Genomic DNA, 13474 nt, shown 5'->3' with positions numbered 1-13474 from the left:
TTCATCCCTGACTGTTCTGGTGGCTGTCTGTGTCCTTGCCGCCCAGGGCGGCCCGGCCGTGCTGTTCGAGGATCGCCGCGCGCAGGACCTCGCGGTCGTCGAAGGGACGTACGACCCCGGCGATCTCCTGGCCCTGCTCGTGGCCCTTGCCCGCGACCAGGACGGTGTCGCCCGGCTGTGCGCGGGCCACGGCGGCGGCCACGGCGGCGGCGCGGTCGGCGAGGACGAGGACCTCGCCGCGCTCCTCCGCGGGGACCTCGGCGGCGCCCGCGAGCATGGCGGAGAGGATCACGAGGGGATCCTCGGAGCGGGGGTTGTCGGAGGTCAGGACGGCGGTGTCGGCGAGCCGGGCCGTGGCGGCGCCCATCGGGCCGCGCTTGGTGGTGTCCCGGTCTCCGCCGCAGCCGATGACCACGTGCAGCTTGCCCTCGGTGACCTCGCGCAGGGAGCGCAGGACCGATTCGACGGCGTCCGTCTTGTGGGCGTAGTCGACGACCGCGAGGTACGGCTGGCCGGCGTCGACCCGCTCCAGGCGGCCCGGGACGCCGGGGACGGCGGCGACGCCCTCGGCGGCGCTCTTCGCGTCGATGCCCGCGGTGGCCAGGGTGGCGATCGCGGCGAGGGTGTTGGCGACGTTGAACGGGCCGGGCAGCGGGGCCGTGGCCGAAATCCGCTCCCCCTCGGGGCCGACGGCGGTGAACGTCGAGTCGTGGGAGCCGAGGACGAGGTCCTCGGCGCGCCAGTCGGCGTCGGCGCGGCCCTCGGCGGAGAAGGTGACGATCGGGACGGTCGCCTCCCCGGCGAGCCGGCGGCCGTAGGCGTCGTCGATGTTGACCACGCCGAGGCGGCTGCGCTCGGGCGTGAAGAGCCCGGCCTTCGCCCGGTAGTAGTCGTCCATGTCGGAGTGGAACTCCATGTGCTCCGGGCTGAGGTTGTTGAAGACGGCGACGTCGAAGACGCAGCCGTCGACCCGGCCGAGCACGAGGGCGTGGCTGGAGACCTCCATGGCGACCGCCTCGACGCCCCGCTCGCGCATGACGGCGAAGAGGGCCTGGAGGTCGGTGGCCTCGGGGGTGGTCCGCTCCGACTTGATGCGCTCGTCGCCGATGCGCATCTCGACGGTGCCGACGAGGCCGGTGCTCCGCCCGGCGCCGCGCAGGCCGCCTTCGACGAGGTAGGCCGTGGTGGTCTTGCCGGAGGTGCCGGTGATGCCGATCTGGAGGAGGTCGGCGCCCGGCCGCCCGTAGATCTCGGCGGCGAGCTCGCCCATCCGGCCGCGCGGGTTCTCGACGACGAGGACCGGCAGGCCGGTCGCGGCGGCGCGCTCGGCGCCCGTCGGGTCGGTGAGGACCGCTGCGGCTCCGAGCCCGGCGGCCTGGGCGACGAAGTCGGCGCCGTGCAGGCGGGCGCCCGGCAGGGCCGCGTACACGTCCCCGGGGCGTACGGCCCGGGAGTCGTGCGTGATGCCCGTGATGTCCACGGGGCCGGGGCCTGCGCCGAGGATGTCGGCGCCCAGCTGTGCGGCCAGGTCGCCCAGGGGTGTCGGGCGGGCCTGCTCCGGCCGGGGCGGGGTGGTTCGGTACTGATCAGCGTGTGGCACGGCGGTGAGCGTACCGGGCCCACCCTGTGCGGGGCCAAAAGAGCCCGGGGCGTCGCCGGAGTTCGATTTCCGGTTCCCGGAATGGGGGGTGATCGTTGTCACTGGTGCTCCCGGAGTGTCACGGGGTGGGGTCGAAGTCGACCGGCAGGCGGGCGGGCTCGGCGCCCGTGGGGGCGACGTGGAGGGTCTTGAGGGCGAACTCCATGACCTTCTTGTAGATGGGGCCGCAGATCTGGCCGCCGAAGTAGCTGCCCTTGGTGGGGTTCTGGATCGCGCAGTAGACGGTGACCTGCGGGTCGTCGGCGGGCGCGAAGCCCGCGAAGGAGGCGGTGTACCCCTTGTAGCGGCCGAGCTCGGGGTCGACCCGGTTGGCGGTGCCGGTCTTGCCCGCGACCCGGTAGCCGGGGATCGCGGCCCTGGTGCCGGTGCCCTCCCGGTCGTCGACGACGGACTCCAGCATCTTGGCGAGGGTGTCGGCCGTCTTCTCGCTGACGACCCGGGACTCCTTGGGCGCGGGGGCCGGGGTGAAGCGGCCGTCGGGGCCCTTGGTGCCGCGGACGAGGCTCGGTTCGACGCGTACGCCCTTGTTGGCGATGGTCGAGTACACGGAGGCGGCCTGCATGGCGTTCACGGAGAGGCCCTGGCCGAAGGGGATCGTGTACTGCTGCGAGGTGGACCAGTCCTCGGGCTTGGCGAGGATGCCCGGGGTCTCCCCCGGGAAGCCGAGGCCGGTGGGGCTGCCGATGCCGAACTTGCGCAGGTAGGAGTGGAGGACCCGGTTGGACTCGGGCTGGGTGGCGCCCAGCTGGCCGGTGGCGAGGATGGTGCCGATGTTGCTGGACTTGGCGAGGACGCCGTTGAGGGTCAGGTACCAGGTCTTGTGGTCGACGTCGTCCTTGAAGAGCCGGTCGCCGCGGTGGAGCCGGTTGGGGACCGTGACGTGGGTCTGGGGGGTCGCCTTGCCCTCCTCCAGGACGGCGGCCATGGACATGACCTTGCTGGTGGAGCCGGGCTCGTAGGCGTCCTGGAGGGCGGCGTTGCCCATGGAGGCGGCGTTGGCGGCGGAGAGGTCGTTGGGGTCGAAGCCGGGGGCGTTGGCCATGGCGAGGACCTCGCCCGTCCTCGTGTTCTGCACGACGACGTACCCGCGGTCGGCCTTGGACTTCTTCACCTGCTCGGTGATGGCCTGCTGGGCGGCCCACTGGATGTCCCGGTCGATCGTGAGCTCGATGTCGGAGCCGGGGACGGCGGGGGTGCCCTGGGAGCCCGCGGTGGGCACCTGGCGGCCGCCGGACTCGGTGAAGCGGACCTTGCCGTCCTTGCCGGCGAGCTCCGGGTCGAGCATGGACTCGACGCCGCCTGCGCCCTTGCCCTCGGCGTTGACGTAGCCCAGTATCCCGGCGGCGAGCTCGCCGTTCGGGTACACGCGCTTGGTGCTGGGCTCGCTGAGGATGCCGCCGAGCAGATTGACGCCGGTGCCGCCGGCGGCGCGGGCCTTCTCCCCGTAGACCTTCCTGAGGTCCTTGATCTGGTTCCAGACCTGCGGGGTCTGCTTGCGCGCGAGCAGGGTGTAGCGGGACTTGGGGGTACGGAGCTTCTTCGCGAGCTCGGCGGGCTCCTTGCCCAGGATCGGGGCGAGGAGGGCCGCGGCCTGCTCGGGCGCGTCGGGGACCTTGGACTCCTCGGGCGTGAAGAGCTTGGGGTCGGCGGTGATGTCGTACGCGTCGACGCTGGCGGCGAGCGCGATGCCGTTGCGGTCGGTGATCTCGCCCCGCTCGGCGGAGAGCGTGTGGTCCTGGAAGCGGTACTTGTCGGCCTTGGCCGCGTACGCGCTGGCGTCGACGGCCTGGACCTGGAGCAGCCGGACCACGAAGACCAGCATGACGAGGGTCAGGCCGAGGGAGATCAGCCGGAGCCGGGGCCGGGGGCTGCCGAGCCGGATGGTGCGGGGCTGCCGGGCCGGGGGGCGGGGGCCGGGGCGCTTCGCGGCCGGGCGCGGCGCGGGGCGCGAGGCGGCGGGACGCGAGGGGCGCGCTCCGGCGGAGGCGGGCCGGGGGCGGGCGGGCCGGGCGGGTCCGGGGACGCGGCGGCGGGGTGGCTCCTTGGAGGGCACTGCGCGGTCACCTGCCGGAGGGGGGTCGGGTTGCTGCTGCGGGCTCTGTCCGTGCGGGGTCGGGGCCGGAGGGCTCCTGCCCTGTTGCCACCGGCGGCGTCTGGGCCTGGCCGGTGCCGGTGCTCGCGCCCTGAGCTGTGCCGGTGCTCGCGGTGGCGGCGCCGGCGGTGTTCTGGCTGCCGGTGGTCGGCGGTGGCTTCGGGGACGCCGTGGTGGCGGGCGGCGTCGGCTTCGCGCTCGGGGTCGGGGTCGGCTTCGGGGCGACCGCGACCGAGGGCTCGCCGAGCACCTTGCCGTCCGGGCCGAGGAAGGCAGGGCTGCCGCCGGGGACCATGCCGAGCTCGCGGGCCCGCCGCTCCAGGGCGTCGGGGGCCGCGTAGTCGTCCACGTCCCGCTGGAGCGCCTGCTCCTCGTCGGTGAGCTCGGTGGTCCTGTCCTTGAGCTCGCGCAGTTTGAAGGAGCCCTGGTTGAGGGCCGAGTTCAGCAGGAGCAGGGCGATGAGCCCGCCGCCGAGGAGCACGAAGACGAGCAGGACGAAGGGGGTCCGGGCGGCCGAGCTGGGCCCCGACGGCATGAGCCGTCCGAGCCGCGCGGCCCGCCCTTTGAGGGGCCCCTTCGCCGTGCTCACAGCACGTCCTCCCGGATGCGCTGCGCGCCGCGGAGCCGGGCGGGCGCGGCGCGCCGGTTCTCGGCGACCTCTTCCTCGGTGGGGAGCTCGGCGCCCCGGGTGAGCAGCTGGAGGCGCGGCTGGTACTTCTCCGGGACCACGGGGAGTCCGGGCGGCGCGGTGGTCGCGGCGCCGGCGGCGAAGACCTGCTTGACGATGCGGTCCTCCAGCGACTGGTACGAGAGGACGGCGACCCGGCCGCCGACGGCGAGGGCCTTCACGGCCGCCGGGATCGCCCTCTCGACGCTCTCGAGTTCGCGGTTGACCTCGATGCGCAGGGCCTGGAAGGTCCGCTTGGCGGGGTTGCCGCCGGTGCGCTTGGCCGCCTGGGGCAGGGCGTCACGGATGAGTTCGACGAGCCGGGCGCTGTTGGTGAACGGCTCCTTCTCGCGCTCGCGCACGATGGCGGAGACGATCCGCTTGGCCTGCTTCTCCTCGCCGTACGCGCGCAGGATGCGGACCAGCTCGCCGGCCGGGTAGGTGTTGAGGACCTCGGCCGCGCTGATGCCGGTCGTCTGGTCCATGCGCATGTCGAGCGGGGCGTCCTGCGCGTAGGCGAAGCCACGGTCGGCCTCGTCCAGCTGCATGGAGGAGACGCCCAGGTCGAAGAGGACGCCGTCCACCTTGGGGATGCCGAGCCGGTCGAGGACCTCGGGCAGCTCGTCGTACACGGCGTGGACGAGTGTGGCGCGCTCCCCGTAGGGGGCGAGGCGCTCGCCGGAGAGGCGCAGCGCCTCCTTGTCGCGGTCGAGGGCGACGAGCCGCACCTCGGGGAAGCGCTGGAGCAGGGCCTCGCTGTGGCCGCCGAGGCCCAGGGTGCAGTCGACGACGACCGCGCCGGGGCGCTCCAGTGCGGGGGCCAGCATGTCCAGGCACCGCTGGAGCATCACCGGGACGTGGCGGTCGTTGCTCAATGCGCCCTCTCAGATCCGGCGCGGTGGGACGTACCGCCGGGCTCTCGCCCCGCGCCGGCCGCCGCGCGAGCGGGAGCAGGCCGAGTCGTGGGTACCGCCGCGCACACGGGGGAGAAACCGCGGAAATCGCTCGATGTCTCCGTGAACTTCGCGTCACTTTAGTCCACGTGACCCGCCGGTCAATCAACCGGCTGGCGCGTCGCCCGGGTCCGGTGGCGGGCTCGGACATTCCGGGCGGCTCACCCGTTCGGGGCCGCCCGGCCGGTGCCTGTGGGTTAGCTCACAACAAGGCTCGTTGTGGTTCTTTGTCCCCTCTCACAGCGGGCCGCGCGGGACTGTGACCATTACCGTCGGAACCATGTCGACCTCCGCGCACCCCTCCGCCGACGTCATCACCGCCGACTCCACCGTCACCGACCGTCTCGTACAGGCGAACGAGCAGTACGCCGCCGCGTTCACCGATCCCGGGATGGACGCGCGGCCCGTGCTGGGCGTCGCCGTGGTCGCCTGCATGGACGCCCGTCTCGACCTGCACGCAGCGCTGGGCCTCGAACTCGGCGACTGCCACACCATCCGCAACGCGGGCGGCGTGGTCACGGACGACGTGATCCGCTCCCTCACCATCAGCCAGCGGGCCCTCGGGACCCGCAGCGTGGTGCTGATCCACCACACCGGCTGCGGCCTGGAGTCCCTCACCGAGGAGTTCCGGCACGAGCTGGAGATGGAGGTCGGCCAGCGGCCCGCCTGGGCGGTCGAGGCCTTCCGCGACGTGGACCAGGACGTCCGCCAGTCGATGCAGCGGGTGCGGACCTCCCCGTTCCTCCTGCACACGGGCGACGTCCGGGGCTTCGTCTTCGACGTGACGACGGGCCTGCTCCGCGAGATCGACCCGACGTAACCGACCAAACCCCGGCATTTCCCTCGCACTTGTCCACGGGCGAGTGACACGACGCGGCCACGCCAACAAGAATGCTCAGGTGACACCCCCCGAAACATGTCCCCGGGGGCAGGTGTCCGTGTTCCGGAAGGCCGAGGAGGGCCGGGTGACGACCTATGACGATCGAGCGAGCCTCACTGATCTGACCACGACCGCGGAGCGTGTCCGCGGGTCGGTGGAGAGTGTGATCGAGGGCAAGCCCGAGGTCGTACGGCTTTCTCTGACCGTGCTGCTCGCCGAGGGGCACCTCCTCATCGAGGATGTGCCCGGCGTCGGCAAGACCATGCTCGCCAAGACCCTGGCGCGGTCCATCGACTGCTCGGTGCGCCGCATCCAGTTCACCCCCGACCTGCTGCCCTCGGACGTCACGGGCGTGTCGATCTTCGACCAGCAGCGACGGGAGTTCGAGTTCAAGCCGGGCGCGATCTTCGCGCAGATCGTGATCGGCGACGAGATCAACCGCGCCTCGCCGAAGACCCAGTCCGCGCTCCTGGAGTCCATGGAGGAGCGGCAGGTCACGGTGGACGGCCAGACCTACGAGCTGCCCAGCCCGTTCATGGTCGTCGCCACCCAGAACCCGGTGGAGATGGAGGGCACGTACCCGCTGCCCGAGGCCCAGCGCGACCGCTTCATGGCCCGGGTCTCCATGGGCTACCCGAGCGCCGAGGCCGAGCTCCAGATGCTCGACGTGCACGGCTCGGTGTCCCCGCTGGACGACCTCCAGCCGGTCGCCCACGCCCACGACATCATCAAGCTGATCGAGGCCGTGCGTGCGGTGCACGTCGCCGACGCCGTCCGCCGGTACGCGGTCGACATCGTCGCCGCCACCCGCACCCACCCCGACCTGCGGCTCGGCGCCTCGCCCCGGGCCACGCTCCACCTGGTGCGGGCCGCCAAGGCCTCCGCCGCGCTCAGCGGCCGCGAGTACGTCCTGCCGGACGACCTCCAGGCACTCGCCGCGCCCGTCCTCGCCCACCGGCTGCTGCCGACGGCGCAGGCCCAGCTGAACCGGCGCACCGCCGAGCAGGTCGTCCAGGACATCCTCCAGCGCACCCCCGTCCCGGCCGCGGCCCCGCCCGCCGGACCTCTCTACGGCCAGCAGCAGCCCGGCGCCCGGCGGCTGTGATGGGAGGCGCTGCCGTACCGGACGGGCAGCGGCGCGACGACGACCGGGGCGGTCTGCGGGCCGCCTTCGGCGGTCTCACGACCCGCGGCCGGTCCTTCCTCGCCGCCGGGGTGGCCGCCGCCGTCTGCGCGTACGTGCTCGGCCAGGCCGATCTGCTGCGCGTCGGGCTGCTCCTCGCCGCCCTGCCGCTGATCTGCGTCTTCGTGCTGCACCGCACGCGCTACCGGGTCGCGGCCTCCCGCCGCCTCACCCCGCAGCGGGTCGAGGCGGGCTCGGAGGCCAGGGTCCAGCTCCGGATGGAGAACGTCTCCAAGCTCCCCACCGGGCTGCTCATGCTCCAGGACCACGTGCCGTACATGCTGGGCCCCCGCCCGCGCTTCGTCCTCGACCGGGTCGAGGCGGGCGGCCGGCGCGAGGTCTCCTACCGGGTCCGCTCCGACCTGCGCGGACGGTTCCCGCTCGGCCCGCTCCAGCTCCGGCTCAACGACCCCTTCGGGATGTGCGAACTGACCCGTGCCTTCAGCGCGTACGACACCCTCACCGTCGTCCCGCGCACGGAGCCGCTGCCCCCGGTGAAGCTCGCCGGCGAGGCCGCGGGGTACGGCGACGGGCACCAGCGCTCCCTCGCGCTCGCCGGCGACGACGACGTCATCCCGCGCACCTACCGGCACGGCGACGACCTGCGCCGGGTGCACTGGCGCTCCACCGCCCGCTACGGCGAGCTGATGGTCCGCCGCGAGGAGCAGCCGCAGCGGGCCCGCTGCACCGTGCTCCTCGACACCCGCCGGGTCGCCTACCAGGGCACGGGCCCCGACTCCGCCTTCGAGTGGGCGGTCTCCGGCACCGCCTCCGCCCTGGTGCACATGCTGGAGCGCGGCTACGCGGTCCGGCTGCTCACCGACACCGGCAGCGCGGTGCCCGGCGAGGGCTCCGACGGCTTCGCCGGCTCGGCGCAGGACTCGGCCGACACGGCCGGTCTGATGATGGACACGCTCGCGGTCGTCGACCACTCCGAAGGGGCCGGGCTCTCCCGCGCCTCCGACGTGCTGCGCGGCGGGAACGAAGGGCTTCTCATCGCCTTCCTCGGCGACCTCGACGAGGAGCAGGCGGCCCTGGCCGCCCGGATGCGCGGGCGGACCGGCGCGGCCGTCGCCTTCGTCCTGGACTCGGGCACCTGGCTGACCGGCGCCGCCGCCGGCGGGCGGGTCGAGAAGCGCGTACGGCAGCTGCGCGAGGCGGGCTGGACGGCGCTGGCCGTGCCGTCCGGGGCGCGGATCGCCGACGTGTGGCAGCAGGCGGCCGGAGCCCGTACGGAATCCGCCGCCGACACCTACGGAGGTTGGTCATGAGCGGCCGCGCACGGCTGACCCTCGCCTCCTGGGGCGCCACGCTGATGGCGGCCGGGGCTCTGCTCCCGCTGGTCAAGCCGGCGAACTGGATCTTCACGGCTGCCTTCGTGCTCGCCCTGGTGAGCGGCGTGGGCACGCTGGCCCGGCGGGTTCCGCTGGCCCGGCCGCTGACGCTGCTCGCGCAGGTGGCCGTCGTGCTGCTCGCGCTCACGGTGGTCTTCGCCCGGGAGCAGGCCGTCCTGTGGCTGATCCCCGGTCCGCAGGCCGTGACGCACGCCGTCGAGCTGTTCCAGGCGGGCGCGGAGGACGTCGGCCGGTACGCGATACCGGCGCCGGACACCGAGGGCATCCGGCTCATGCTCGTCGGCGGTGTGGTCGCGATCGGGCTGCTGGTGGACGCCCTCGCGGTCACCTTCCGCAGGGCTGCCCCGGCCGGTCTTCCGCTGCTCGCGCTGTACTCGGTGGCCGCGGGTCTCTCCGGCGGCGGCGCGGGCTGGCTGTGGTTCCTCCTCGCGGCCTCCGGCTATCTGCTGCTGCTCCTCGCGGAGGGCCGCGACCGGCTCTCCCAGTGGGGGCGGGTCTTCGGCGGCGCCCAGCGTTCCGGCCGGCCGGGCTCGGCGGCCGGGCTCGGCGGCCGAGCCTTCGCGCCGGCCCGCACCGGTCGCCGGATCGGCGCCGTCGCGATGGGTGTCGCCCTGGTGGTGCCGCTCGCGCTGCCCGGTCTCTCCGGCGGTCTGTTCGGGAACGGCGGCGGTGAGAGCGGCGGGGGCTCGGGCCCGGGCGGCACGATCTCCGCCGTGAACCCGCTGGTCTCCCTCCAGGACAATCTGCGCCAGCCCGAGGACCGGGAGGTCCTCCGCTACCGGACCAACGCCCGCGACACCAGCGGCCTCTACATGCGGCTCGTCGCCCTCGACCAGTTCGACGGCGCCTCCTGGAAGTCCTCGGTCCGTCCGATCGAGGACGTGCCGAAGCAGCTGCCGTGGCCCGAGGGGCTCAGCCAGGACGTCAAGGTCAGCGAGGTGACCACCAATCTCGTCGCCTCCGAGGCGTACCAGCAGCGGTGGCTGCCGATGCCGTACCCGGCGGGCCGGGTCGACATCAGCGGGAAGTGGCGCTTCGAGCCGGCCGGCCGGATGCTCGTCGGCGACGACAAGCAGACCACCGGCGGCGTCCGCTACCAGGTCTCCAGCCTGGACGTGCAGCCCACGTCCGGGCAGCTGGCCGCGGCCGGGAGCGCCCCGGAGAAGCTGCGCGCCGAGTACACGAAGGTCCCCGCCTCCCTGCCCGCCGATGTGAAGGCGACGGCGCTGGAGGTCACCGAGGGAGCGCGCAACGACTACGAGAAGGCGGTCAAGCTCCAGAACTGGTTCGCCGATGACGGCGGCTTCCGCTACGACGTCGAGGTGACCTCCGGCACCGGGGCGCAGGCGATCTCCCGCTTCCTGAAGGACAAGGAGGGCTTCTGCGTCCACTTCTCCTTCTCCATGGCGGCGATGGCCCGCTCGCTCGGCATCCCCGCGCGGGTGGCCGTCGGCTTCATGCCGGGCACGCCGCAGACCGACGGCTCGGTCTCGGTGGGCATCCGGGACGCGCACGCCTGGCCCGAGCTGTACTTCGACGGGGCGGGCTGGATGCGGTTCGAGCCGACGCCGTCGCGGGGCTCCACCCCGGCCTACACGCGGCAGGACACGCCGTCGGGCACGGCCACCGGTCCCGCGCAGCCCGAGCAGAGCGCCTCGGCGCAGCCGTCCGCCGCGCCGAGCGCCTCGGAGAGCTGCACGCCGCAGATGAAGAAGCTCGGCGACTGCGGTCCGGACGCGGCGATGGCCGGCGCGGAGTCGGACGGCTCCGGCCCGAACCCCCTGACGGTCGTCCTGGTGACGCTCGGGGCGCTCGTGGTGCTGGCGCTGCCGTTCCTGCCGGCGCTGTGGCGGACCCGGGTGCGGGCCCGGCGGCTCGGTCCGGGCGGCGGCCGCGGCCCGGAGGACCTGGCGGCGCGGACGCTCGCGGTCTGGCGGGAGATCACCGACACGGCCTGGGACTACGGGGTCGAGCCGGACGACTCCATGACGCCGCGGAAGACGGCGGCGCGCATGGTCCGGCTGGGTGAGCTGCACGGTGAGCCGGCGGACGCGGTGCATCGCGTGGCCCGTGCGGTGGAGGAGGTGCTCTACGCGCCCCGGCCCGTGCCGGCGGCGGGTCTCGCCGAGGAGGCCGCCCGGGTCAGGGCCGGTTTCCACGCGAGCGCCGACCGCCGTGGGCGCCTGCGCGCGGGGCTGGCCCCGCGCTCGGCGGTCCGCCTCCGCTGGGCGGCCTCGGACCGCTGGTCGTCCGTGACGACGGTGTGGGCGGTACGCCGCCGGACGCTGGTCTCGCGTGCGGCCTCGCTCCTGCGCCGTACGCCTCGCGAGGCGGGCTGACGGCCCTGGTGGACCGCCGCTCCGGCGGAGCGGCGGTCCACGGGCGGCGGCAGCGGTGACGACGAAGCCCCGCAGGGCATCGCGCCTGATGGCGCGGGCCCTGCGGGGCTCGGTCGTGTAAGGGTGCGGGGCTACCGCTCAGGGGGCCGTCAGTGGCCGCCGCCCTGCTGTTCGTCGCGGCGGCGCTGCCACCGCTCTTCGATCCGATTCATGGTGGAGCGTCGCTGCCGGGTCTGGCGACCACCGGTCGCCGTCCCTCCCCTGGCCTGCTGTTCGCCCGGCTTGGGCGCCTTGCGCCATCCGGTGACCGCCAGGACCGCGCAGCCCAGCATGACGAGGAATCCCACCACGCTGATCCAGATCTGCTGTGCGACCATTCCGGCCATGAGGAGCGCGATACCCACCAGGAAGCCGGCGACTGCCTGGTAAACCCGTCGGCGGGTGTACGTACGCAGCCCGCTTCCCTCGAGCGCTGTCGCGAACTTGGGATCTTCGGCGTACAGCGCTCGCTCCATCTGCTCGAGCATTCGCTGCTCGTGCTCCGAGAGCGGCACGGAGTCCTCCTAGTCGTCGGTCGCGGGGGCGACCGGTTTGCGGCCCTTTCAGGATAGGCAGGGAATCGCCCCCGTGAAACCCGCCCACAATGCCGAATAGCCAATCCGGGCCGCCATGCGGATCGGTTGCTGAGGCGTTGATTCCCCAGCGCCATCTCCGTCATGCCGGATGGTGTCCCCCGATCATACGGGGCGGAACCCCACATGGGGCGGGCTGTGGCGTACTCCATCGCCGTCTGCGGCCCGCACCGCCGAACGGGTGCCGTCGGCTGTCAGGCGCGCTTCTCGCCGAGAACGTGCAGCTGGGTGGCGATGGCGTGGAAGGAGGGCAGCTCGGCGGCCGCGGCCTCCAGCTTGAGGAGAGCCTCCGCGGCGCCCGGCTCGGTGTCCACGAGGACGCCCGGAACCAGGTCGGCGAAGACCCGGACGCCGTGCACGGCGCCGATCTCGAGACCGGCCTCCGCCGTGAGCTCGGTGAGCTGGTCGGCGGTGAAGCGGCGGGGGACGGGGTCGCCCGTGCCCCAGCGGCCGTCGGGGTCGGTGAGCGCGTGCCGGGCCTCGGTGAAGTGCCCGGCGAGCGCGCGGGCCAGCACGGCGCCGCCGACCCCGGCGGCGAGCAGGCTGAGGCTGCCGCCGGTGCGGAGCGCGGCGACCGCGTTCCGCACGCCCTCGGCGGGGTCGTCGACGTACTCCAGGACGCCGTGGCAGAGGACGGCGTCGTATCCCTCGCGCTCGACGACGTCGAAGAGACCGCGGACGTCTCCCTGGACACCGGTGACGCGGTCCGCGACCCCGGCCTCGGCGGCCCGGCGCTCCAGCGCGAAGAGGGCGTTGGGGCTGGGGTCGACGACGGTGACGCGGTGCCCGAGGCGGGCCACCGGAACGGCGAAGTTCCCGGAGCCGCCGCCCGTGTCGAGGACATCGAGGCTGTCCTTCCCGGTGGCCTTGACCCGGCGGTCGAGGGCGTCCTTGAGGACGTCCCAGACGACGGCGGTACGCAGGGAGGCGCGCGACGGTCGCGACGACGTCTCTCGACCGAAGACAGGGGAAGGGTCCGGCACGGCTGTTGACTCCTCGGTGACGGGTACGGACGGTCCCCACCCTATGGCCTCGGGCCTGCGTTTCGGATCAGCCGTCGGCCTCTCCGGCCCCCGGCTGACGGGGCAGCACCGGCTGGAGGACGAGCAGCCTCTCGACCAGCCGTAGGAACAGGGCCGCGTCCCGGAGCAGGTCGTCGGCCTCGCGCCGGCTCGCCGCCGTCGTGATCCCGGCCTCGGCGCGGGCCCTGCGCTGGGCACCGGAGGCGAAGAGGGCGCTCCACTCGGTCAGCTCGGGCGCGAGCCGGGGCAGCAGCTCCCAGGCGCTCCTTATGCGCTGCCGGTGCCGGGGCGCGGTCTCGGGCCTGGCCCGGGCGGCGAGCACGGCGGCCGCGGCCCGCAGGGCGGCGAGGTGTGCGGTGGCGTACCGCTCGTGGGGCCGGTCGAGCACGGCGGCCTCGGCCAGTCCGGCGCGGGCCTTGGCGAGGAGGTCGAGCGCGGCGGGCGGGGCGCCGGCGCGGCGCGGGACGGGGTGGACGTCGGAGGCTGGTCCGGACCGTGCGGGAACGGCGGTGCCGCCGGGGCGGGGGCGGGGCGCGGCTGCTGCGGAAGGGCTGGCCATGACGTGCCTCCTGTCGTCGCGTGACGGCGCTGTGGCCGTATGTGTCCATCGTGCAGGGCCCCACTGACAACGCGGGCTGACCTGGGCTTTTGCGTGATCCACTACCCCGGGGTAACTTTTGGACTGACCAGT

At 73.8% G+C, this 13474-nt stretch carries 11 protein-coding genes; 4 read left to right on the top strand and 7 right to left on the bottom strand.

What is annotated here, in order from left to right; genetic code table 11:
- Position 1 precedes the first annotated feature (1 nt).
- The 4 genes from DEJ46_RS29395 to rsmH are packed head-to-tail and all read right to left on the bottom strand — an operon-like array spanning position 2 to position 5294.
- On the bottom strand, positions 2-1702 hold the full coding sequence (locus DEJ46_RS29395; protein WP_150271162.1) for a UDP-N-acetylmuramoyl-L-alanyl-D-glutamate--2,6-diaminopimelate ligase: 1701 nt from the start codon (positions 1700-1702) through the stop codon (positions 2-4).
- A 16-nt stretch (positions 1703-1718) separates the two neighbouring features.
- Positions 1719-3713, bottom strand: coding sequence for a peptidoglycan D,D-transpeptidase FtsI family protein (locus DEJ46_RS29390; protein WP_150271161.1), 1995 nt, complete (start codon positions 3711-3713; stop codon positions 1719-1721).
- Positions 3714-3720: 7 nt separating this feature from the next.
- Positions 3721-4341, bottom strand: a complete 621-nt coding sequence (locus tag DEJ46_RS29385; protein WP_150271159.1) for an FtsB family cell division protein — start codon at positions 4339-4341, stop codon at positions 3721-3723.
- Complete coding sequence (gene rsmH, locus DEJ46_RS29380) at positions 4338-5294, bottom strand: 16S rRNA (cytosine(1402)-N(4))-methyltransferase RsmH (RefSeq protein WP_150271157.1); 957 nt, start codon at positions 5292-5294, stop codon at positions 4338-4340. Before rsmH ends, DEJ46_RS29385 begins: the two co-directional genes overlap by 4 nt.
- Positions 5295-5652: 358 nt before the next feature.
- Between rsmH and DEJ46_RS29375 the strand changes: the two genes are divergently transcribed.
- The 4 genes from DEJ46_RS29375 to DEJ46_RS29360 all read left to right on the top strand — a co-directional run bounded on the left by DEJ46_RS29375 (position 5653) and on the right by DEJ46_RS29360 (position 11129).
- Positions 5653-6192, top strand: a complete 540-nt coding sequence (locus DEJ46_RS29375; protein ID WP_150271155.1) for a beta-class carbonic anhydrase — start codon at positions 5653-5655, stop codon at positions 6190-6192.
- Positions 6193-6337: 145 nt separating this feature from the next.
- Positions 6338-7357, top strand: a complete 1020-nt coding sequence (locus DEJ46_RS29370; RefSeq protein ID WP_150271153.1) for an AAA family ATPase — start codon at positions 6338-6340, stop codon at positions 7355-7357.
- A complete protein-coding gene (locus DEJ46_RS29365; protein WP_150271151.1) occupies positions 7357-8706 on the top strand; it encodes a DUF58 domain-containing protein in 1350 nt (449 codons plus the stop codon). Before DEJ46_RS29370 ends, DEJ46_RS29365 begins: the two co-directional genes overlap by 1 nt.
- Entirely contained in the window at positions 8703-11129 is a 2427-nt protein-coding gene (locus tag DEJ46_RS29360) for a DUF3488 and DUF4129 domain-containing transglutaminase family protein (RefSeq protein WP_150271149.1), read from the top strand. Before DEJ46_RS29365 ends, DEJ46_RS29360 begins: the two co-directional genes overlap by 4 nt.
- Before the next feature lie 149 nt (positions 11130-11278).
- Here DEJ46_RS29360 and DEJ46_RS29355 read toward each other — a convergent pair whose 3' ends face one another.
- The 3 genes from DEJ46_RS29355 to DEJ46_RS29345 form a co-directional block, all read right to left on the bottom strand.
- Entirely contained in the window at positions 11279-11683 is a 405-nt protein-coding gene (locus DEJ46_RS29355; RefSeq protein ID WP_150271147.1) for a DUF3040 domain-containing protein, read from the bottom strand.
- A gap of 272 nt (positions 11684-11955) precedes the next feature.
- A complete protein-coding gene (locus tag DEJ46_RS29350; RefSeq protein WP_150271145.1) occupies positions 11956-12744 on the bottom strand; it encodes a methyltransferase in 789 nt (262 codons plus the stop codon).
- Positions 12745-12811: 67 nt separating this feature from the next.
- Positions 12812-13342 (bottom strand): SAV_6107 family HEPN domain-containing protein, encoded by a 531-nt coding sequence (locus DEJ46_RS29345; RefSeq protein ID WP_150271142.1) that lies wholly within the window; start codon positions 13340-13342, stop codon positions 12812-12814.
- Positions 13343-13474: the final 132 nt, after the last annotated feature.

It is taken from the genome of Streptomyces venezuelae, from assembly GCF_008642375.1.
Taxonomy (GTDB): Bacteria; Actinomycetota; Actinomycetes; order Streptomycetales; family Streptomycetaceae; genus Streptomyces; species Streptomyces venezuelae_G.
The sequence above is the reverse complement of the archived record's forward strand: the minus strand, read 5'-3'. Positions and strand labels throughout refer to the sequence as shown.

Coding starts and splice junctions, on each gene's coding strand:
- DEJ46_RS29345 (WP_150271142.1), bottom strand. CDS start 13,342: ATGGCCAGCCCTTCCGCAGCAGCCGCGCCCCGCCCCCGCCCCGGCGGC.
- DEJ46_RS29360 (WP_150271149.1), top strand. CDS start 8,703: ATGAGCGGCCGCGCACGGCTGACCCTCGCCTCCTGGGGCGCCACGCTG.
- DEJ46_RS29375 (WP_150271155.1), top strand. CDS start 5,653: ATGTCGACCTCCGCGCACCCCTCCGCCGACGTCATCACCGCCGACTCC.
- DEJ46_RS29365 (WP_150271151.1), top strand. CDS start 7,357: ATGGGAGGCGCTGCCGTACCGGACGGGCAGCGGCGCGACGACGACCGG.